Origin of the sequence: Polynucleobacter sp. AP-Reno-20A-A9 (genome assembly GCF_018882085.1) — a bacterium.
Classification (GTDB): domain Bacteria; phylum Pseudomonadota; class Gammaproteobacteria; order Burkholderiales; family Burkholderiaceae; genus Polynucleobacter.
In genome coordinates this window covers 54,179-74,914 of the sequence record NZ_JACVPB010000006.1, presented here as the reverse complement: position 1 = coordinate 74,914, position 20,736 = coordinate 54,179, and the positions used below count along the sequence as shown (strand labels likewise).

Annotated in this window: 20 protein-coding genes and 1 tRNA gene; 2 read left to right on the top strand and 19 right to left on the bottom strand. The window is 45.8% G+C overall.

Translation table 11 applies throughout. The features are described 5' to 3' along the window. Nucleotides 1–4 precede the first annotated feature (4 nt). The 6 genes from ICN39_RS11220 to ICN39_RS07045 all read right to left on the bottom strand — a co-directional run bounded on the left by ICN39_RS11220 (nt 5) and on the right by ICN39_RS07045 (nt 5,030). Nucleotides 5–217, bottom strand: a complete 213-nt coding sequence (locus tag ICN39_RS11220; RefSeq protein ID WP_370623702.1) for a GDCCVxC domain-containing (seleno)protein — start codon at nt 215–217, stop codon at nt 5–7. A 54-nt stretch (nt 218–271) separates the two neighbouring features. After that, a complete protein-coding gene (locus tag ICN39_RS07065; RefSeq protein WP_216233350.1) occupies nt 272–988 on the bottom strand; it encodes an MgtC/SapB family protein in 717 nt (238 codons plus the stop codon). A 10-nt stretch (nt 989–998) separates the two neighbouring features. Beyond that, on the bottom strand, nt 999–2,744 hold the full coding sequence (locus ICN39_RS07060; RefSeq protein ID WP_216233349.1) for an alkaline phosphatase: 1,746 nt from the start codon (nt 2,742–2,744) through the stop codon (nt 999–1,001). 83 nt (nt 2,745–2,827) lie between these two features. Beyond that, the gene (locus ICN39_RS07055) at nt 2,828–4,270 is read right to left on the bottom strand and encodes a DUF2252 domain-containing protein (RefSeq protein WP_216233348.1); all 1,443 of its coding nucleotides are present in this window, start codon (nt 4,268–4,270) and stop codon (nt 2,828–2,830) included. Nucleotides 4,271–4,324: 54 nt separating this feature from the next. Beyond that, entirely contained in the window at nt 4,325–4,828 is a 504-nt protein-coding gene (locus tag ICN39_RS07050; RefSeq protein WP_216233347.1) for an arsenate reductase ArsC, read from the bottom strand. 25 nt (nt 4,829–4,853) lie between these two features. Then, nucleotides 4,854–5,030, bottom strand: a complete 177-nt coding sequence (locus ICN39_RS07045; RefSeq protein WP_216233346.1) for a hypothetical protein — start codon at nt 5,028–5,030, stop codon at nt 4,854–4,856. Nucleotides 5,031–5,372: 342 nt separating this feature from the next. On the opposite strand from ICN39_RS07045, the gene ICN39_RS07040 reads away from it, so the two are divergent. Both ICN39_RS07040 and ICN39_RS07035 read left to right on the top strand, forming a co-directional pair. Continuing rightward, nucleotides 5,373–5,849, top strand: coding sequence for an MgtC/SapB family protein (locus tag ICN39_RS07040; protein ID WP_216233345.1), 477 nt, complete (start codon nt 5,373–5,375; stop codon nt 5,847–5,849). Nucleotides 5,850–5,933: 84 nt separating this feature from the next. Continuing rightward, entirely contained in the window at nt 5,934–6,134 is a 201-nt protein-coding gene (locus ICN39_RS07035; RefSeq protein WP_216233344.1) for a hypothetical protein, read from the top strand. Between the two features lie 3 nt (nt 6,135–6,137). On the opposite strand, the gene phoR is transcribed toward ICN39_RS07035, so the two are convergent. The 13 genes from phoR to ICN39_RS06970 all read right to left on the bottom strand — a co-directional run bounded on the left by phoR (nt 6,138) and on the right by ICN39_RS06970 (nt 20,707). Then, the gene (gene phoR, locus ICN39_RS07030; RefSeq protein WP_216233343.1) at nt 6,138–7,436 is read right to left on the bottom strand and encodes a phosphate regulon sensor histidine kinase PhoR; all 1,299 of its coding nucleotides are present in this window, start codon (nt 7,434–7,436) and stop codon (nt 6,138–6,140) included. A gap of 65 nt (nt 7,437–7,501) precedes the next feature. Next, nucleotides 7,502–8,215: a phosphate regulon transcriptional regulator PhoB gene (phoB, locus tag ICN39_RS07025; RefSeq protein WP_216233342.1), complete on the bottom strand. Its 714-nt coding sequence runs from the start codon at nt 8,213–8,215 to the stop codon at nt 7,502–7,504. 15 nt (nt 8,216–8,230) lie between these two features. Continuing rightward, nucleotides 8,231–8,938: a phosphate signaling complex protein PhoU gene (gene phoU, locus ICN39_RS07020; protein ID WP_216233341.1), complete on the bottom strand. Its 708-nt coding sequence runs from the start codon at nt 8,936–8,938 to the stop codon at nt 8,231–8,233. Between the two features lie 12 nt (nt 8,939–8,950). Then, entirely contained in the window at nt 8,951–9,778 is an 828-nt protein-coding gene (gene pstB, locus ICN39_RS07015) for a phosphate ABC transporter ATP-binding protein PstB (protein ID WP_370623705.1), read from the bottom strand. Nucleotides 9,779–9,795: 17 nt separating this feature from the next. Then, nucleotides 9,796–10,662, bottom strand: coding sequence for a phosphate ABC transporter permease PstA (pstA, locus tag ICN39_RS07010; RefSeq protein WP_216233340.1), 867 nt, complete (start codon nt 10,660–10,662; stop codon nt 9,796–9,798). Beyond that, complete coding sequence (gene pstC / locus ICN39_RS07005; RefSeq protein WP_216233339.1) at nt 10,659–11,648, bottom strand: phosphate ABC transporter permease subunit PstC; 990 nt, start codon at nt 11,646–11,648, stop codon at nt 10,659–10,661. Before pstC ends, pstA begins: the two co-directional genes overlap by 4 nt. A gap of 83 nt (nt 11,649–11,731) precedes the next feature. Next, nucleotides 11,732–12,754: a phosphate ABC transporter substrate-binding protein PstS gene (pstS, locus tag ICN39_RS07000; RefSeq protein ID WP_216233338.1), complete on the bottom strand. Its 1,023-nt coding sequence runs from the start codon at nt 12,752–12,754 to the stop codon at nt 11,732–11,734. Nucleotides 12,755–12,922: 168 nt separating this feature from the next. Beyond that, entirely contained in the window at nt 12,923–14,107 is a 1,185-nt protein-coding gene (locus ICN39_RS06995) for an MFS transporter (protein ID WP_216233337.1), read from the bottom strand. Nucleotides 14,108–14,249: 142 nt separating this feature from the next. Beyond that, the gene (recQ, locus tag ICN39_RS06990; protein ID WP_216233336.1) at nt 14,250–16,088 is read right to left on the bottom strand and encodes a DNA helicase RecQ; all 1,839 of its coding nucleotides are present in this window, start codon (nt 16,086–16,088) and stop codon (nt 14,250–14,252) included. A 121-nt stretch (nt 16,089–16,209) separates the two neighbouring features. Further along, a tRNA-Ser gene (locus ICN39_RS06985) sits at nt 16,210–16,299 on the bottom strand. A gap of 45 nt (nt 16,300–16,344) precedes the next feature. Then, nucleotides 16,345–17,655: a serine--tRNA ligase gene (gene serS, locus ICN39_RS06980; protein ID WP_216233335.1), complete on the bottom strand. Its 1,311-nt coding sequence runs from the start codon at nt 17,653–17,655 to the stop codon at nt 16,345–16,347. 48 nt (nt 17,656–17,703) lie between these two features. Further along, on the bottom strand, nt 17,704–18,345 hold the full coding sequence (locus ICN39_RS06975) for an outer membrane lipoprotein carrier protein LolA (protein ID WP_255532356.1): 642 nt from the start codon (nt 18,343–18,345) through the stop codon (nt 17,704–17,706). A 49-nt stretch (nt 18,346–18,394) separates the two neighbouring features. Next, nucleotides 18,395–20,707: a DNA translocase FtsK gene (locus ICN39_RS06970; RefSeq protein WP_370623701.1), complete on the bottom strand. Its 2,313-nt coding sequence runs from the start codon at nt 20,705–20,707 to the stop codon at nt 18,395–18,397. Nucleotides 20,708–20,736 lie beyond the last annotated feature (29 nt).

Here is a 20,736-nt window from a genome sequence, read left to right as displayed (position 1 = left end):
CTTTCTAGGCTGCTAGGTTTTGCTCTGAGCTAGAACAATCGCGATTTCCGAAGCTACACAAAATGCAGCAATCGCCAGATTTTGGCTTCAAGATAGCGCTACAGGAGCGGCAGCGGTATAAGTGCTGAGATGCACCATGCTCACTATTGATAGCCTCTGAAGCTTGGCAATGAGGGCAGGTAACGATAGATTCTATAAAAGCAATGTTTGTATTCACAATCCAATACTGAACCAGAAATATTTCAATATTGTGTCAATACATATACATGGCTTAATCCGTTGTACTGGGGCTCCAGAATGCCTGGGTCACGAAATCTTGATCGGCAATTTTGGCGATTAACTGATCCATCTCATCCCCATCAACAGCCGATGCCGTTAAAACGGCCTGTATTTCGACATCATCGCTTCCAAACTGATGCACTTCAATATCTTGGGTTTGATAGCCCGCCTCCTCTAGCGCCTTAATAAATTGCTTCAAGGCATGCTTTTGGGCATGCTTAGGGGTGATGATGTATATCGAATTCGTCACCTCCACTGCTTCGGTATCGAGTGGCTGCCTATTAATTAAGCTGACCACTGGGCGGAGTAAGGTGTTGGCCGCAAGAACAAAAACGGTAGCCAAGCAAGCCTCTAGAATTAAATCAGCTCCTGCGCATGCACCAACTGCGCCCGATGCCCATAAGGTAGCAGCAGTATTGATTCCCCTGACGTTACCCTCTTCCCGCATGATGACGCCGGCACCCAAAAAGCCAATCCCAGAAACCACATAAGCCATCACATGAACAGCGCCATCATGACCAGTGAGGCGATTACCAGCGTCTACAAAGATTGCAGCTCCAATAGCTACTAGGATGTTAGTTCTTAAACCTGCAGTTCGTTGGCGGTATTGGCGCTCTAAACCAATTAACCCACCCAAAACAAAGGCTGTGCAAAGACTGACGCCTGTATCGGTAAGCGAACCATAGTTAATGTTGTTAATGAATTCCATATCGAAAAGTTTACTTAGATCCCAGGCCTAAGGTGTCCACCATGATCATAAAGACCTCCGTGTTGTCCATAAAACCCTTGAATTTTTCTGAACCAGGGCCCATGGCATTCAGAACGGCATCATCCGCAGTATGAACGCCTGACTCTTGGTGCGTTGGCAGGTTTCCACCTACATGAATAGCATCCTCTTGTAGTTGGATATATTTTTGATTGGCTACATATTTCCCGGACTCGTCTTTAACAGCAGGAACAAATGTGCTATCAAGCTTAGGATGCAGTGTTTCATAATGATCGGGGTAGTTGCCATAGAAAAATGCAATGCGCTTAGAGACATCGATCTTATTTGGATAACCCTGAATATCTGCTTTTGGGTAATTTGGATAGCCAGCCTCAGCGTAAATGCCCACCTTTTCACGTAACGATCCTGGCTTCTCATCATGCACTACCCCGCTAATGGATCCGCTGTGGGTGTGATCAGGCGTCACAATGATTAATGTATCTGGGTGTGTTTTAGCAAATTCTTTAGCGATTTGCACGGCATTACTCAGCATGATGGTGTCAAATGCAGCTCGCTCCCAATCCAGAGGGTGATTGAACTTATCAATCAAAGCCGCCTCCACCATCAAGAAAAATCCATTGGGATTTCTGGACAGAACATCAATGGCTGATTGAGTCATCTCGGTTAAATCTGGCTGGTTGGGAAATTGTTCAACCGTATTCTTTTTCAGATACAAACGATCCAGCGATCCATCCATATTGTCAGGATGAAAGACGCCAAATAATTTCTTAGTTGCCTTCTTTTCAGAGGCTGAAAGCAACTCCTGTTTTGTAAAGGCCAATTGATATCCATCGGACTTAAAGCTATCTACCAAGTTCTTCTCATCTTTACGCTTTGAACCCTTGGTAGATTGCGGATAAAAATAGGCGGAGCCGCCTCCAAGAATTACTTCTGCACCACTAGATAAGAGCCAATCAGCGATATATTGTTTGTCTGCTCTACGCCTTGTATGTGAAACCATTGCGCCCGGGGTCGCATCCTCCAACTCGGCATCAGAAACAATGCCGACCGCCATTTTAGTTTTGCGCTTGATCAGCTCTGCAATCGTTTCGACCCTGGGATGCGAGAGATTATCGCTGGCTCGGGAGACATAAACACCCATAGCATTCACTGCCGTCTTATGCCCCGTTGTGTATGCACTCATAGAATTGGCAGAGTCTGTAATGAGAGAATCAGACCCTGAAGTACCTATCATGGCTGTGCTGGGCATATCGTCAAATGCCAGTCTGCCTTGATATTTACCCTCTTGAATTCCTTTGGAGAGGACTCTTGCGGTTGTGCGGTTGGCAATCGTCATCCCATCGCCAATAAATAGAATCACATTTTTTACGCGGCGAGGACTAGTTGCATATACATCCCAATTCACTTGTGACCGCTCCTGGGCTGCCCGAGCAACGATTTGATATTTACCAGCCTTAGATAGCTGCACGTCTCTATAAAGAATCGAGCTACCTTTACCATTTTCATTGGAAATAAACTCGGGCTTGACGCTAATGATTTTATTTATAGGCATGCCATTGAGTTCGATTACAGCATCCCCGGAATTAATGACGGTATTAAATTCAATCTTGATATCAAACCGAGATCCAGCCAAGATGGCAGCTTGGTCGATTGGATAGATAGCCGCAGCTTGAATGAATCCTGCAATCGATCCAAAAAAAATGAAGGAGGCGATCTTGATAAGGCGGAGAGTTTTCATAAAATCGAAATGGTGAATAAGCCTAGGGACCCTAAAATATCCACCAATAACGTGACACTCTGATGACTATCACCTGATACGACTTAAAGGGCTGTTTTTTTCTTAGCCGTCTTCAATCTACCAGATTTAACCGCCTTACGAAATAACTCGAAGTCCTGCTCATTCTGCTTTGCATAGGATCTAGCAAATGAATACATTGCCTCTCCAAACTCTTTTGATTCACCACAATATCCAGCAAGCTCGGCAGAATCACCAGAACGGGCATGCCCAAGGGCGAGTGCCCAGCCAAATAATTTGGAATAGTCGACAAAGTTCTTTAGGGAGACTCCGCCTGGACCAATCGGAATACCGCCTTTCATATCGCGTAGTTGCCGGAGATAAAATCCCTCGCTTTTGTCTATATCAAACTGTATGGAGCCGTAATTTAAAAAGATGTCGGGGGCGCCCTGCAGCAATCTCTGGCCAGAAACCACACGCTGGCCCATATCACGGTAAATAGATGCCCCTAGATAAGGACTCAAGACAGATTTTTGAGCCTCCTTGTATTGTAAGAATAAGGGATCATTTTCACTATCACCCTCAAAATAAAGAACCAAGCAATTAGTGCCCACACTTCCCACGCCAACTACCTTACGTGCGAAATCTTTTAAAAAGTAACGCTCAAACAGAATCTTGCGATCAGCTAGTAAAGTACTTGAATAATTTAACAAGGCCTTATTAATAAGTGAGCTTAGAGGTTGCCCGTAAGCATTCCCTTCAAAATGCTCAATTAATGGAGGCTTATTGATGATCTTTCTATCCTTACCAACAAGCGTAGTCAGTTTTTGTAGTACTTGTATATTGCCCTGCCCTTTCGTCTGCTTTAAGTAAAGATCAATTTGCTTTTGATGTTCTTTGGAAAAATGCTTACGTATATCTGTATCACTAATAAATTCTTGAGCCAGGTCTAAATATGGCATTTGAGCATATTGAGCCACCCGCTTTTGGTATTCAGTACAAATACGAAACACTATTTTTTTACTTAACACTTTGTCGCCACCATTGCTTTCACAGGCAATCACCGCACTGGCAACAAGACGCTTGAGATCCCACTCCCAACTACCAGGCAAAGTTTCGTCAAAGTCATTAATGCCAAATACTAATCGGTGCTCGGCAGTTCCGAACAAGCCAAAGTTAGATACGTGCATATCCCCACAAAGCTGAACTGTGATATTGGTACATGGCTGGTTGGCTAAGTCTTGAGCCATGATTGCGGCTCCCCCTCGATAAAATGCAAAGGGCGACTGCAGCATGCGCTCATATCGAATCGGAATCAAGGACTCGATTCGAGTCTTGGCTTGGCTCTCCAGAATGCTGATAGGGTCAATTCGATGTTTTGGTGGGGTATAGATACCCTGCTGAGCAATTCTGACCACTTTTCGCAATGCCCTGCCATCTGCCATGCGTTTTTTGATGCTGGGTCTAGGGTTACTAAAAGACTCTACCGACCTAAGAACAGCAAACTTGGGCTTTTTCTCTTTAGACATCAACTTCCTCAAAAGGGTTAAATTCAATCTTAACCCTTTATTCAATAGTCTTGCCTATCTGAACTTTAGGCGATGATGAATAGACTGCAACTCATTCTTAATTTGTAGGTGGTCTAATTTATCCATGGGTAAATCCATGAGTAGCTCGATGCGATTTCGCAGCCCCATTTCAACCTGCCTGAATGCATCCAACATGGCAGCATCCCCAGAATCCACAGCCGTAGGATCAGCAAACCCCCAGTGGGCGCTAGCAGGATGTCCAGGCCAGTAGGGGCACTCCTCCCCGGCAGCAGAGTCACAGACGGTAATGATGAAATCCATATGCGGAGCCCTATCTGTACCAAACTCATCCCAGCTTTTGCTGCGCAACTTCTCAAGCGGATAGTCTAGCTCTTTTGCAATACGTAATGCAATTGGATGCACATAATTTACAGGCCTAGAGCCAGCCGAATATCCTATAAAGCGTCCATGGCTCAACGTAGTTGCCAATACTTCACCAAGAATGGATCTAGCGGAATTTCCAGTACATAAAAATAAAATATTGTGCTGATTGCTCATTAATTTTTATGCGCTGTAATTTTTATTAAATGATTTCATCAAGACGAAGAGAGAATCTCCCATCCATTAAAAATGGATTTTGATGAGAATCTAATTGTTGATTCTGAAAAATAGTTTCGTTCTCAACGTTTTCAAATGTCAGTTTTCCATCGACGCCTATTCTTAGCGCCAACGGAAGATACTTAGCAAGATTCTCAGTCATATGGAATAAAGTCTTATGTAAAAAGGCTGATCTTAAGCTTAATTTATGGCAGTTTTATTAATATGCAAAACTTGAGGTCCGATAAATCTGGGTTTCAAATTAACTGCCCAGCTTATGCAAAACGTAGCGCTTTGCATAAGCCCGCCTTGCCTCGTACCATGCCTGCCAAACCAATATCAGAAATTTCTTCATCGCATCATCCTTTTTTAAAGATTTATTTAAAAATACGTTCATGGAAATTATTGCTATAAAACATGTCAAGGTGATGGCTTATTTATGACCATTCAAAGCACCTGATATACACTTGAAAACATAGATACTTGCTTTTGCAAAGGAATTTGTATGACTCAATGGGATTTATACGGCACTATCGCACTAAGATTGGGCCTGGCATTGCTAGTGGGCACCATACTAGGCCTAAATCGCTGGCTTCACCACAAACCTGCAGGCATTCGTACGCATTCGTTAGTAGCCATTGGTTCCGCAACCGCTGTTTTACTCATTAGCGACTTTGTTCAAGATGATGCGCAATCTGTCAGCCGTGTTTTGCAAGGCCTGATAACCGGCCTTGGCTTTTTGGGGGCTGGCGTTATTATTCGCGAGCAGAGATTACAAAAAATCCATGGCCTCACTACCGCAGCAAGTATTTGGTCCTGCGCGCTAATTGGCGCTGCTTTTGGAGCGGGTCAATTTGCTCTAGGCGGACTCAGTCTGGGGGCTATTTTGCTCACTCTGATCATAGGGGGCCCCTTAGAAAGGCTCGTGACCAGAATGACCGGGATCAAAAGAAGCTCGGAAGTATCCGGGGAACCTGACTAAAACCCTCTTTAAGGCCTCAAAAAGCAGTTTTGTCATATTAGTTTGCTAGGATTACCCCCAACTTAACCTGTGGGTCGAATGAATATGAATAAATATCTATACGAAGATGCAGTTAAACAATTGCAAGAGTCTGGCAGCATTAGCTTGATGGATTTGAAAAACCTTCCCCATGAAGAGTTAGTGGAACTACTCGAGGAAATCAAGGTTTGGTGTCTGTATGCAGACGGGAAAGCAGAGAAGCTCCCAAAAGAATCTAAAAAGAAGAAGAAAAAGAAAAAAGACTGAGACTTATGAAGTAACCCGGTCCTTAGGGAAGCGGAGCATAAATTTACTACCTCTTCCCGGAGTACTTTCTATTACCAGCTGAGCTTGGTGCCGATTGGCAATATGCTTAACAATAGCTAAACCCAAACCTGTTCCACCCGTATCCCTTGATCGACTTCTATCTACGCGATAGAAGCGCTCAGTTAATCTTGACAAGTGCTCAGATGCAATGCCTGGGCCCGTATCAGCAACCGAGAACTCACCCTGCCCTTGTTCGTTAACACTCCATTCGACGCGAATCGAGCCAATATCGGGTGTGTAGCGGATAGCGTTGGATACCAAATTGCTGAATGCAGAAAGAATTTCTCTTTCATCACCCAACAAATTACATTTTGAATTCAGATCAAAAGTAAAGGCATGCTTGCCCTGAGAAAGTGCTTCAGCATCATTTTTCAGAAGCGCCATTAAAGTCTCAACTTTCACTACCGTGTTTGTAGCTGGCAGTGCATTTGACTCAAGGTTTGCCAAGGTCAATAAATCCTCAACCAAGCTCTTCATTCTCTGCGCTTGGGACATCATCATGGCAAAGTATTGATCCTGCTGATCCTTTTTGAGCTCCAGGGACTGAACAGTCTCCAAGAAGCCCATGAGCACAGTGATCGGCGTGCGCATTTCATGAGAAACGTTGGCCACGAAGTCACGACGCATTGCATCGGCTTTTTGTAAATCAGTGACGTCCTGCACTAAAAGTAAATGGCGCTTTTGACCAAAGGGAAAAGCCTGAAGCATCAGGCTCAAGCTGCCATCACGGCCCATGCGCTCCATCAGCAATGGCTCATCAAAATTACGTTTATTTAAATACTGTATGAATTCAGGGCGTCGAATTAAAAAGTTAATGCGCTGCATGACATCGCGCTTAAAGATGAGCCCAAAGAATCTCTCAGCAATGCTGTTACACCATTCGATTTGGTCACTCTCATCGAGCATGACGATTCCATTGGGAGAAGCCTGAAATGCCTCGATAAAGTGCTCGTGTTGCTGCTCAATGCTTCGGATATGTTGCTTCAGATTTCTGACTAGGCGTTGAAGTCTAAAAAAAACCTCCTCCCAAAATCCACTGGGTAAGGGCATGCTTTCAACAGAATCGGCAAGAATATATTTTCTGAGGCGCGCTAAGTTAATGTAAGCGTAGACAAGCGGAATGGAGATTACAGAAATTCCTACTGCAATAGCCCACTGCCCACCCCATAAAGACAATGTTGTGAACGCCAATACAAATGCGACGCAAATAATGACAAAGAATCGGGTGAGTACAGATAGCATGATGCAATATTAGAGCATCTCCAAAAAACTCCTGGAGATTCCCAATAAAATCGTCAAATACAGGCTTAAGTTTCGGTTGGCGTCTTGGTAATACGGTAGCCGCTGCCGCGGACAGTCTCAACATAGCGATCGCAATCAAACGGGGCGAGAGCCGCCCTTAGGCGCTTAATATGAACATCGACCGTTCTTTCTTCAATGTAAACCTCGCTACCCCACACCTTGTCTAGTAAGCTGCCCCGAGAATGGACGCGCTCTGGATTGGCCATGAAATACTGAAGTAAACGAAACTCGGTTGGCCCCAATGCAATAGACTTTGGCTCAAGATTGGGCCAGATAGCCAGCACACGATGAGAGCTTGGATCCAACTTTAATGGTCCAACCGTTAGTGGGCCAGTATCTTCGATAGGCATCTGCCTGCGCAGTATTGCCCTTACTCTAGCCACTAATTCTTTTGGCGAGAATGGCTTAGTAACGTAATCATCCGCCCCTGAATCCAAACCAAGCACCTTATCAGACTCTTCGCTCTTGGCGGTCAACATCAAAATCGGCAATGCCTTAGTACGATCGTTAGAGCGTAGCTCTTTTGCAAACTGAACGCCCGATTTACCGGGCAGCATCCAATCCAGAATGATCAGATTAGGCAGCTGATCCTTCATCATCGTCAATGCCAAATCAGTTTGCATTACCTTTTCAACTTCATAGCCTGCATGTGACAGGTTAATCGCAATCAATTCTGCAATTGATGGCTCATCCTCTACTATGAGTATGCGGTGAGTCATGATTGATGGCCTTAATTATTGTCTATTAGCTTCGCGAACTAAATCTTCATGCGGGATATGACGAACATCAGATCCCTTAGCAATGTAGATGACGAACTCTGCAATATTTTTGGCATGGTCACCAATACGCTCAATTGCCTTCGCAATGGTTAGCATATCCAAGCCAGTGCTAATCATATGTGGATCTTCAGACATATAGGTAATGAGCTTGCGAACAAAGCCTCTGAACTCCTCGTCGATCTGACGGTCTTCCTGTACTACTTCAGCTGCTGCAATAGTGTCCAAGCGAGCAAAAGCATCGAGACTACGGCGCAATAAAGAAATTGCCATTTGGCCTGATAAACGAATCTCCGCAACATTAATATTGTGCGGCAAGCCGGATTCAATTAAACGCTTAGTACGTTTAGCAACCCGCTCAGCCTCATCACCGGCACGCTCTAGATTAGTGATGGCTTTAGAAACTGCCATTACCAAACGCAAGTCTCGAGCAGTAGGCTGTCTGCGCGCAATCAGCTCAGTACAAGCTAAGTCGATCTGAATCTCCAGGTCGTTAACTAATTTTTCATTCTCGATCACCACATTGCAGGTATCGAGATCCATTTGCGTAAAAGCACGCATGGCAGTTGCAATTTGTGATTCAACTAAGCCACCCATTTCAAGCAAGCGGCTTGAAAGAGAATTGAGATCAGCGTCAAATTGTGATGATAGGTGTTTATCTGGCATGTATGTCTCCAATTAACCGAAGCGGCCGGTAATGTAGTCTTCGGTCTCTTTACGCTTAGGCTTAATAAATATTTCGTCCGTTTTGCCGTACTCAATCAGGCTGCCTAAATACATGTAGGCTGTGTAGTCTGATACACGGGCTGCTTGCTGCATATTATGGGTCACAATGGCAATGGTGTAGTCATTCTTCAGCTCATGGATCAACTCTTCCACTTTACCGGTTGAGATAGGGTCTAGAGCCGATGTTGGCTCATCCAGCAAAATGACCGAAGGCTTCACTGCCACGCCACGTGCGATACATAAACGCTGTTGCTGACCACCAGAAAGGGATAGTCCACTCTGGTTTAGCTTGTCTTTTACTTCATTCCACAAAGCCGCCTTATTCAATGCCCACTCTACGCGCTCATCCATCTCAGAACGAGAAAGCTTTTCATAGAGACGTACACCAAAGGCAATGTTTTCATAAATGGACATTGGGAATGGGGTTGGCTTCTGAAAAACCATACCAATTCGGGAGCGCAGTAAGTTGAGGTCCTGTCCAGGCTCCAAAATATTCTGGCCATAGAAGTTAATTTCACCTTCGGCGCGCTGACCTGGATAGAGGTCATACATCCGATTGAGCGTTCGCAGAAGTGTCGATTTTCCACAGCCTGATGGACCGATAAAAGCAGTTACCTTGCCCTGCTCGATATCCAAATTAATCTTTTTCAGGCCCTGAAACGCGCCATAGTAAAAATTCAGATTACGCACTTCGATAGCGTTCACTGCCGCATTTTGCGGTTCTTGATTTAATGTATCCACTCTACCCCCTTGACTATCAACCTGATTCAAGTCAAACATTGTTTTCATATTACTCATCATCCCTGCACCTTTTCTCGGAATACCACTCGAGCAAGGATATTTAGTCCAAGCACTGCAAAGGTAATCAACAAAGCACCACCCCATGCAAGATCAACCCAATTGTCATATGGGCTCATAGCGAACTGAAATATAACCACCGGCAAATTCGCCATTGGCGCATTCATATTCGTTGAAAAGAATTGATTGTTTAATGCAGTAAACAGCAAAGGCGCTGTTTCACCACTGACACGAGCAAGTGCCAGCAAGATACCAGTCATCACACCACTCTGAGCGGCACGTAATGTGATCATAAAAGCCACCTTCCATTTTGGAGTGCCGAGTGCATAAGCTGCTTCGCGCAAACTTCCCGGAACCAATCGCAGCATATTTTCAGTAGTTCTCACCACCACTGGCACTGCAATCAACGCTAAGGCAATAGTTCCTGCCCAACCAGAAAAGTGACGAACTTGAGCTACTACGAAAGCATAAACAAACAAGCCAATCACAATCGATGGCGCAGACAGCATGATGTCAGTGACGAAACGGGTTACCGCAGCCACCTTACTGCGATCACCATACTCAGACAGATAGAGACCAGCAAGGACTCCAACTGGTGTGCTAATCAAGGTGCAGCAACCGATCAACATCAAGCTGCCAACAATCGCATTAGCAAGGCCGCCACCATCTGATCCAGGCGCTGGAGTGCTATGGGTAAAGAGATCTAAATTGATTGAGGAAAAGCCCTTTATTACCAGGACGCTCAGAATCCACATTAAAAAAATCATCCCTAAACCCATGGCGCCCATGGATAAGGTTAAGCCAATCTTATTTGCGCGTTTACGACGAGCAAATACTTCTGGATTGATATTCGTGGCCTTGTTCATGATTTCAAGCCCTGTTTCTTCTCCATATTGTTCAGCATCCACTTAGCGCATGCCAAAACAATGAAGGTAATAATAAATAGTGCGAGAGCGAGAGCAAATAAGGAGGAGAGATGATTGCCTGCTTCAGCCTCGCCGAATTCATTAGCTAGCGTAGAAGCAATCGATGTTCCTGGCGCAAATAAGGATGGGGATAAGCGCTGTGCATTACCAATCACAAAGGTCACCGCCATAGTTTCACCGAGGGCCCTACCCAACCCGAGCATCACTCCACCGATAACACCAGCCTTAGTATAGGGAAGCACTACGTTCTTCACGACTTCCCAAGTTGTACAGCCGATACCGTAGGCTGATTCCTTTAATACAGGAGGAACGATTTCAAATACATCACGCATCACTGAGGCAATAAATGGCAGAATCATCATAGCCAAAATTAAGCCGGCACAGAGAACGCCAATGCCATTGAATGCACCAGAGAATAAGATTCCCAAGCCAGGAATTTTTCCTAAGGTTGCCGCTAGAGCCGGCTCGACATATTCAGCAAATAGCGGTGCAAAGATGAATAAGCCGAACATGCCATAAATAATCGAGGGTACGGCAGCCAATAACTCCACCGCAGTACCTAGAGGTCTACGCAACGGACCTGGGCATAGCTCAGTTAAGAAAACAGCAATACCAAAGCTTAGAGGTACAGCAATTAACAAGGCGATAATAGATGTCACTAAGGTGCCATAGATGGCAATCAAGCCACCAAATTCACCATTCACAATATCCCACTCTTGAGTAAAGAAAAAACCTAAACCAAAAGTATGCAGCGCTGGCCATGCATTGATCACCAGGGAAATAATAATGCCCAGCAATGCAATTAAGACGCTGCAGGCAAAAAACTGGGTAATGCCATGAAATAAGAAATCCTGCACACGTTGAATCTTAGCGATTCTAAGCGCCTGGGGCGTCGGGGCAGAATGGGACTGGGCGTTATCGATCATTGTTTGTACATATTTAAACAGCCAAACAGCCCCACCTTAGTGGAGCTGTTTGATTTTGGTATAGCTAAGTAGATTGGCAAAACTTACTTAGTAACAATCTTAGTAAATACATTCTTACGAATGAAGTCAGTAGTTTTGTCAGGCATTGGTACGTAATCTAATTCTTCAGCCATCTTCTTGCCATCTTTGAAAGCAAAGTCAAAGAACTTGAGTACTTCAGCAACGTTTGCTTTGTTCTCTGGGTTCTTGTAAATCAAGATAAATGATGCGCCAGTAATTGGCCATGATTTAGCGCCTGGAGCATTGGTAATAAATGTACCCATACCTGGAATAGCCGCCCAATCCGTACTTGCAGCAGCTGCAGAAAAAGTCAGGTCATCTGGAGCTACGAATTGACCATCTTTATTCTTCAATGAGATGAAAGTCATCTTATTTTTCTTGGCATAGGCGTACTCAACATAGCCAACCGAGTTCTTTACACGGGTAACGTTTGCCGCAACACCTTCATTGCCCTTACCACCAACGGTAGAGGCTGCAGGCCACTTCACAGAAGCGCCAGAGCCAACACTGTCTTTAAACAATGAGCTGGTTTTAGCCAAATAATCAGTAAAGATCGCTGTTGTACCAGAACCATCGGCACGCACAACCACAGTAATTGGGCCGCTAGGAATCTTCACGCCTGGGTTCATGATGGCGATACGCTTATCACCCCAATCCGAAATAACGCCTTGGAAAATATCAGCCAGTGTTGGGCCATCTAACTTGATCTCGCCTGGCTTCACACCATCCACGTTAATCACTGGAACTACGCCACCAATAATGGCTGGGAACTGTACCAAACCATCTTTTTCTAAATCATCAAACTTCACTGGATTGTCGGTTGCACCGAAATCGACAGTTTTGGCTTTGATCTGCTTGATGCCACCAGATGAACCAATGGATTGGTAATTTAAATTGGAGCCGGTCTTAGCTTTAAAGGCTTCAGCCCATTTGGCATAAATTGGGTACGGGAAGGTTGCGCCAGCACCGGTCATGTCTACCGCAAATGCTGCTGGAGCAAGTGAAATAGCACCAATAACAAGGGCTTTTTTCAAGAAAGATTTCATTTAACCGGTCCTTAGATTGAATATGCGCAACAGCGCGATATAAGAACGATACGGCTGGAATGTGACAGCTTTATGACAGCCCTATGACCCCCTAAAACAGCATTTTTTGCGTTTATAGGGCCATTTTTAATAAAGTCGCCATTTCTGTGTACGCTATTCTTGAGATTACTATCCAGCCTGCAGATCGTTGTTTCTGTATACCCAAGTAGCCATCAATACAAATGCCACCAAAGCACAGCTGCCGGAGAATAAGAATGCATACAAAGGGGCAATCGATTCGTATACCCAGCCAAAAATAAATGAGGCTGGAAATAGCATGAGCCCTGTGATTAAATTAAACCAGCCAAATGCTGTTCCCGCCAATCCTTTAGGTGCTAAATCGGCCACTAAGGCTTTCTCAACCCCTTCTGTTGCTGCTTTAAAAAGCCCATAAACTCCAAAGAGAGCAAATATTTGATAAATGGAAATATCGGGTAAGCCCATGGCGATATAGAAAAATGCAAAAGCAATCCAAGCAATCAAAATAAATCGCTTTCGACCAAAGGTATCCGATAGTGCCGATAAAGGGGTGCCAAACAAAGTAGTAATCAATGAGATGGCTGCCCAGAGCAATGGAATTTGCTCTTGAGGAACTCCCGCATCCCTGGCTCTCAGCAATAAGAACATGTCGGATGAATTACCCAAAGCAAAAATGCCTGCTACCACCAGATATCTTTTGAATTGATCTGGCATACCCTCCAGCGACCAACTAAATCGACTTCCTTCTGAAACAGCTTCCTTTTGTGGTTCTTTAATACATAAAGCAAGCGTAATGGTAATAACTGCTGGCACTATTGCCCAAAGAAAAATATCTTTCAACGGCACACCCATTGACAGAAACATCGCGGCCAATAAGGGTCCGATTACTGCGCCTGCATTATCCATTGATCGATGCAAACCAAAAGTAATGCCTCGCTGATTCTCATTAACGCTTTCTGCTAATAAGGCATCACGAGGGGAGCTTCGAAGCCCCTTACCCATGCGATCAGTAAAGCGGATTGCCAAAACCCATAACCAGGAATTAGCAAGCACAATCAAGGGCCTGCCTATACCTGCCAGTGTGTATCCCAACACAATCCAAGGTTTAGCTCTTTTAGTGCGATCAACGATCACGCCTGAAACCAACTTAAAAATACTAGAAGTGGCTTCAGCAATACCCTCAATAATGCCCAGCGCTTTTGGTCCCGCCATCAAAACTGATGCTAGATACAAAGGCATTAAGGGATATAGCATCTCGCTGGCAGAATCGTTAACAAGGCTAATAAATCCTATTAGCCAAACAGTGCGAGGAAGAGCAAGAATGGTTTTGAACATGTTTAGACTAATTTAGCACCAAGTCTTAACAAATAGTTAGCCAGCAGAACTAGGGTGTCACACCAATAGTGAAAGCTCTTGCCACATCGCCTTTTGTGAGGTCTCCTATTGACTGAGTTAATCAGCACCTTCTGATAGCGGTTTAATCTGGGCGCCCTAGGTTTTCCTGAATCACTTCCAGAAAGTGTTCGCCATATCGCTCTAACTTGGCCTGCCCTACCCCTCCGATGCGACTAAAGTGATCTAAGGTAGTTGGCATCGATTTAACCATCTCCTGCAAAGTGCTGTCATGAAAAATCACATAGGGTGGCACCCCTTGTTCACGTGCTAACTCAGTGCGCTTTGCCTTGAGCGCCTCCCACAGGTTTTCATCCGCAATATTACTAAAGGGGTGTGTGGAGCCCTTCTTTGCTCCAAACTTCGTAGCCTTGGTCTTCGAGTAGCCTGTTTCTTTGCGTAACCAGACCTCTTGCTCGCCACGTAGCACTGGTAACGCGACGTCATCCACCAACTTTAAGCCGCCGTGCAGAGCAATATCTGCATCTAAATAGCCACCTGCTACTAATTGACGATAAATACTATTCCATTGAGCCTGATTAAGCTCTACGCCTATCCCGAAAGTGCTGACCTGCTCATGAAAGTACTGTTTAACTCTGGGAGTTACTTTACCAAGGAGCACATCAATTAAATGGGTCACACCAAAACGCTGGCCTGTCCGATAAACACATGACAATGCTTTTTGGACTTCTTGTGTGGCATTCCATGTCGCCACTGGCTCTAGACAGTTATCACAGTTACCACAGCTACCAGGATGTGCTTCTCCAAAGTAGCGCAAGATCGTTTGATGGCGGCATGTTGTGGATTCGCAATAGCCTAGAAGTGCGTTAAGTTTTTGGCGCTCTACCCGCTTACGATCTTCAGAAGCTTCACCAGAATCTACCATTTGCCGCAAGCTCACCACATCCCCAAATCCGTAGGCCATCCACGCATTTGCAGGTAAGCCGTCACGCCCTGCCCGTCCAGTTTCCTGGTAATAACCTTCCATACTTTTAGGTAGATCCAGATGGGCTACAAAGCGGACGTTAGGCTTATCAATGCCCATACCAAATGCTACTGTTGCGACCATGATGACGCCCTCTTCACGTAAGAAGCGTTTTTGATTGGCGCTGCGTGTTTCTACGCTTAATCCTGCGTGATACGGCATTGCGTCCCACCCGCGATCTTTTAACCATTGTGCAGTCTCTTCAACACTGCGACGCGATAGACAATAAATAATTCCCGAGTCATCTGCATGCTCAGCATCTAAAAAATGCTCCAACTGCTGTTTCGCGCTCTGCTTTTGCAGAACTCGATACTTAATATTCGGGCGATCAAAACTAGAGACAAACTGCTCAGCAGCTTCCAGTGAAAGACGCTCCACAATCTCTGCTCGGGTTGGCGCATCCGCAGTAGCTGTTAGGGCGATACGAGGCACCTTTGGAAAGCGCTCGTGCAAAACAGTTAACTGGCGATATTCTGGACGGAAATCATGACCCCATTGAGAAACGCAGTGCGCCTCATCAATCGCGAACAAGGCAATTCCGGGACCCGCATTGAGTCTATCGAGTATTGATAGAAAACCAGGATTCATCAGGCGTTCGGGCGCCACATAGATTAAGTCAAGATCTCCAGCCAGCAACTGACTGGTCACTTTTTGAGATGTGGCCGCATCCAAACTAGAGTTTAAAAATGAAGCTTTAACACCCAACTGGGTTAAGGCATCTACTTGATCTTGCATCAGTGCAATTAAAGGTGACACCACCACCCCTACACCACGGCGAACAAGCGAGGGGATTTGATAGCACAGGGACTTACCGGCTCCAGTAGGCATTAAAACTAAAGCATCGCCGCCTGCCACTACATGTCTAACAATAGACTCTTGAGCACCACGGAACTGATCAAAACCAAATACATCATGAAGCACTTGGTGGCTCGATTGCAACAGTCACACTCCCTTATCTTATTAAATATTTTCGTATTGCAAACTACGTATAAATAAAAAGCCCCACGTCATGCGGGGCTCTTTTGATATTTTCTCTGTGCAAATGAATACAGAGTTTGAATGGCGGAGAGGGTGGGATTCGAACCCACGGTAGGTTTGACCCTACGCTTGATTTCGAGTCAAGTACATTCGACCACTCTGCCACCTCTCCGAACCAAGGCTAATTATAGCTTTGGGGTGGTTTTGTGGTTTTTGCTTAGCTTGGCTTTAGTACAGCCAAGCCACCCAAGTAGGGTTGCAAAGCTTTAGGGATAGCAATACTGCCATCGACTAGCTGCTTATTCTCCAATAACGCAACCAATGCTCTACCAACTGCAAGGCCGGAACCATTTAAGGTATGCACCAACTCTGGCTTGCCTTGGCCGGCTTTAAATCTAGCCTGCATGCGTCTCGCTTGGAAATCACCCATGCTAGAGCAAGAACTAATTTCTCGATAAGCTTTTTGTGAGGGTACCCAAACCTCTAAGTCATAAGTCTTAGCGCTACCAAAACCCATATCACCAGTACAGAGCAATACTTTTCTGTATGGCAACTCGAGCAATTCCAGAATACGTTCAGCGTGGCCCGTTAAGTCTTCGAGAGCTTGCATGGAGTCTTCTGGCTTGGTGATTTGCACTAACTCGACTTTGTCGAACTGGTGTTGACGAATCATGCCGCGCACATCACGGCCATAACTACCGGCTTCTGAACGGAAACACGGTGTATGAGCCACAAATTTCATTGGCAAGCTGTAAGCGTTAACGATCTCATCACGCACTAAATTCGTTACCGGTACTTCTGCCGTTGGAATCAGGTAGAAGTTTTCTGTTTTAGCTTCGCCACCTTGATCTTCACCACCCATTTGACGTGGAACTTTGAATAAGTCCTCTTCAAACTTCGGCAATTGGCCAGTGCCGCGCATAGAAGCAGCATTCACCATATATGGCGCATAGACTTCTTGGTAATCGTGAGCTGTAGCGTGAGTGTCGATCATAAATTGCGCTAAGGCGCGGTGTAACCTTGCAATTGGCCCCTTGAGAACCACAAAGCGTGAGCCACTAATCTTAGCTGCTACTTCAAAGTCGAGACCCAATGGCCCGCCAAGATCAACGTGATCTTTAATCTCAAAATCAAAAATAGGTTCTTCACCCCAACGCTTTACTTCTTTGTTTTCTGTTTCGTCTTTACCGGTCGGCACAGATTCATCCGGCAGGTTAGGGATGCCCATCAAGAAATCAGAAATCTCTACTTGCAGAATGCCTAGTCTGGCAGCACCAGACTCCATATCAACATTCACTTGAGCAACTTCTGCCATCTCAGCAGAGGCATCTTCGCCTTTGCCTTTTTTCATGCCAATGGCTTTGGATAGTTGATTGCGCTTAGCTTGCAATTCTTCGGTACGGGTTTGCAAAAATTTGCGCTCCGATTCCAAGGTGTTAAATTTCTCAACATCTAATTGGAACTTGCGGGTAGCTAAACGCGCAGCAACTGCGGCGATATCTTTACGGAGTAATTGCGGATCAATCATGTGATGCTCTGTAGATTAGGGGTTCTAGGTTTGAGTTTTATATGGGCTCTAGTTTAAGCGCAAGACTTCCGCCCCGGCTGGCGGCGTGAAGGTAAAGCGATTGGCGGGCAAATTGACATTGAGTTGAATCTTATCCAGGGTGACCAGAACAACGCTACCCAGCCCATCGGTTAATTCAAGCGCCTTAGGCAAGCCATTTGCCATTCCGATGGAGATCTTTGTATAAGGCAGATCATTTTTATTCTTGGCACTGGGATCCTTTTTAGGGGTCAAGGCCACCCACTTCATTCCCAAACGCTCTTCACCTTCAACTAAGTCAAAGTGCTGCTCAAGGGAAGTTTCGCCAAACAGAATAGCTGCAGGAGTAGAAGCTAAAGCCTGCCCTGCTGGACGAAATGTTGCCTGATTTAAGTCTTTGTCCCACAAGATGAGTTGCTTGCCATCAGCAATTAACTTTTGCTCGTAAGGCTTTTGTGTATCCCAGATAAATCTTCCTGGGCGTTGAAACACAAAGTGACCCTTAGTCTCGCGCACCACTTTTAAACCTTTGTCTTGCGACTCATTAGCCTTAGGTGCGCGCAACTGTTGCTGCACGAAGTCCCCTTCAGCAGTTTTAGAGTTGCGTACAAATTGGCGCAACTGGTCTGGGCCGCTTTCACTTTGAGAATAGACCGCGTTTGAAAACAGCATGACTGTTCCAAGTAATACTGCAGATAAAAGTCTTTGCAAAATCACTGCCTTACTCTGAAGGACGATGGAGGATCTCACGACTGCCACCATTGCCCATCTTGGATACGAGTCCTGCTTTTTCCATATCCTCAAGGAGGCGGGCAGCGCGGTTATAACCAATGCGCAGGTGACGCTGCACTAATGAGATCGATGGGCGTTTGTTTTCCAGAACAATGGCAACCGCTTGATCGTAGAGTGGATCAGCCTCGCCACCACCCTCACCGGTCAATGCATCCACATTGGATTCATCGGCACCTTCGAGAACGCCATCAATGTAGTTGGCTTCGCCCTTCTCTTTGAGCCACTCCACTACGCGATGGACTTCATCATCCGATACGAATGCGCCATGCACGCGAACTGGCAAACCGGTACCTGGTGCCATGTAGAGCATGTCACCCATACCAAGCAATGCTTCCGCGCCCTGCTGATCCAAAATCGTACGACTATCGATCTTAGAGCTCACTTGGAATGAAATACGGGTTGGTACGTTGGCTTTAATCAAGCCGGTAATCACATCCACGCTTGGACGTTGTGTAGCCAATACGAGGTGTATTCCTGCAGCACGCGCCTTTTGCGCGATACGCGCAATGAGCTCTTCGATTTTCTTACCAGAGACCATCATCAAGTCAGCCAACTCATCGATCACGATGACGATCACTGGCGCTTTATAGATTGGCTCTGGGTCATCCGGTGTCAAACTGAATGGATTGGTGAGCTTTTCACCCTTTTCTTCTGCTTCCAGAATCTTCTTGTTAAAGCCGGCCAAGTTACGCACACCAAACTTACTCATCAGCTTGTAGCGACGCTCCATCTCATTCACAGCCCAATTGAGCGCGTTGTACGCCTGCTTCATATCCGTTACTACTGGGCAGAGCAAATGCGGTATCTTGTCGTAGATTGCCATCTCTAGCATCTTCGGATCAATCATGATCAAACGCACTTCATCTGGCTTTGCCTTAAAAAGTAGTGACAGAATCATGGCATTAATACCAACTGATTTACCCGCACCCGTAGTACCAGCAACCAAACAGTGCGGCATCTTTGCCAGATCAGCCACCATTGGACTGCCAGAAATGTCTTTACCCAATGCAAGCGTCAACAATGAATGGTTATCGTTATATACCTGTGAAGTCAGAATCTCTGACAAATACACAGATTGACGTGTTGGATTTGGTAACTCCAAAGCCATACAAGTTTTGCCTGGAATGGTTTCAACTACACGCATACTCACAACGCCAAGTGAGCGCGCTAAGTCACGCGAGAGGTTCACAATCTGACTACCCTTCACACCAATCGCTGGATCAATCTCGTAGCGAGTCACTACTGGTCCAGGATAGGCGGCAATCACCTTCACTTGAACATTGAACTCGGCTAACTTGCGTTCGATTAAGCGTGAAGTAAATTCCAGCACGTCAGCAGAGATCGTTTCTTTTGCTTCAGGTACTGGATCAAGCAACGCTAGTGGTGGCAATTCTGAATCAGGGATATCCACAAACAATGGCTGCTGTTTCTCGCGTTCTACACGAGCACTCTTCGGAATCTCAATTGGGGCACGAACGATTTGCACTGGTGCCGCCACTTCAACGCGACCACGGAACTCTTCTACAAACTCTTCACGTTCTTCTGCGGCAGCTTCACCCAGCTTGCGATCTTCTTCGCTATCGCGACGTTCGCGGATGCGGTGATAAGCCACCTCCAAGAAACGCCCCACCTTTTCAGCAACGTCTAGCCAGGAAAAATGCAAAAATAAAGACAGGCCAGCGCAAAGGCCAAATAAGAGAACTAGGGTTGAGCCGGTAAATCCAAGAGACATTTGCAAAGGATCGCCAATCAGTTCACCCAAAATGCCGCCAGGGGGCCTAGGGAGCTCCCAGGACAGCGAATGCATTCGGATCGACTCCAAACCCATGCTAGAGAACAGAGTCAGGCCAAAGCCCAACCAACGCAATACTAGGGAGTCTGGCTTGGCATCCGGATCCGGCGGCAAGGGAATGCTCCAAAGCTCACGCCAGCCATTGAGGACGCGGCGCCCAAAGAGAGCAACCCACCAAAAGGCAGAAATGCCGAAGATATACAGCATTAAATCGGCTAAATAAGCGCCAAAACGACCCCCCAGGTTCTTAGGAGTCTCAAAACTGGCATGAGACCAGGCCGGATCAGCCTTGGAATAAGTCAGCAAAATGGCAAATAAGCCCAGGCACAAGCCTAGAGAGATGAACCAGCGAGCCTCTAGCAGGAGGCGGGGCATCCTGCCCTGCGGGCCATTCTCTGGGGGCTGGGGACTCATTGGAGTCTTGGACTTCGGGTATGCGGTTCTTGCCATGTTCTACCGATTGTAATCAAGCAAATCTA

What these genes read in the sequence shown, in the direction of transcription:
- phoB (WP_216233342.1), bottom strand. Translation starts at nt 8,215, where the DNA reads ATGACTCACCGCATACTCATAGTAGAGGATGAGCCATCAATTGCAGAA.
- ICN39_RS07065 (WP_216233350.1), bottom strand. Translation starts at nt 988, where the DNA reads ATGGAATTCATTAACAACATTAACTATGGTTCGCTTACCGATACAGGC.
- ICN39_RS07050 (WP_216233347.1), bottom strand. Translation starts at nt 4,828, where the DNA reads ATGAGCAATCAGCACAATATTTTATTTTTATGTACTGGAAATTCCGCT.
- phoU (WP_216233341.1), bottom strand. Translation starts at nt 8,938, where the DNA reads ATGCCAGATAAACACCTATCATCACAATTTGACGCTGATCTCAATTCT.
- pstA (WP_216233340.1), bottom strand. Translation starts at nt 10,662, where the DNA reads ATGAACAAGGCCACGAATATCAATCCAGAAGTATTTGCTCGTCGTAAA.
- pstC (WP_216233339.1), bottom strand. Translation starts at nt 11,648, where the DNA reads ATGATCGATAACGCCCAGTCCCATTCTGCCCCGACGCCCCAGGCGCTT.
- pstS (WP_216233338.1), bottom strand. Translation starts at nt 12,754, where the DNA reads ATGAAATCTTTCTTGAAAAAAGCCCTTGTTATTGGTGCTATTTCACTT.
- ICN39_RS07045 (WP_216233346.1), bottom strand. Translation starts at nt 5,030, where the DNA reads ATGACTGAGAATCTTGCTAAGTATCTTCCGTTGGCGCTAAGAATAGGC.
- ICN39_RS06970 (WP_370623701.1), bottom strand. Translation starts at nt 20,707, where the DNA reads ATGGCAAGAACCGCATACCCGAAGTCCAAGACTCCAATGAGTCCCCAG.
- ICN39_RS07060 (WP_216233349.1), bottom strand. Translation starts at nt 2,744, where the DNA reads ATGAAAACTCTCCGCCTTATCAAGATCGCCTCCTTCATTTTTTTTGGA.
- pstB (WP_370623705.1), bottom strand. Translation starts at nt 9,778, where the DNA reads ATGTTTGACTTGAATCAGGTTGATAGTCAAGGGGGTAGAGTGGATACA.
- ICN39_RS07035 (WP_216233344.1), top strand. Translation starts at nt 5,934, where the DNA reads ATGAATAAATATCTATACGAAGATGCAGTTAAACAATTGCAAGAGTCT.
- ICN39_RS07040 (WP_216233345.1), top strand. Translation starts at nt 5,373, where the DNA reads ATGACTCAATGGGATTTATACGGCACTATCGCACTAAGATTGGGCCTG.
- ICN39_RS07055 (WP_216233348.1), bottom strand. Translation starts at nt 4,270, where the DNA reads ATGTCTAAAGAGAAAAAGCCCAAGTTTGCTGTTCTTAGGTCGGTAGAG.
- serS (WP_216233335.1), bottom strand. Translation starts at nt 17,655, where the DNA reads ATGATTGATCCGCAATTACTCCGTAAAGATATCGCCGCAGTTGCTGCG.
- phoR (WP_216233343.1), bottom strand. Translation starts at nt 7,436, where the DNA reads ATGCTATCTGTACTCACCCGATTCTTTGTCATTATTTGCGTCGCATTT.
- ICN39_RS06995 (WP_216233337.1), bottom strand. Translation starts at nt 14,107, where the DNA reads ATGTTCAAAACCATTCTTGCTCTTCCTCGCACTGTTTGGCTAATAGGA.
- ICN39_RS06975 (WP_255532356.1), bottom strand. Translation starts at nt 18,345, where the DNA reads ATGCTGTTTTCAAACGCGGTCTATTCTCAAAGTGAAAGCGGCCCAGAC.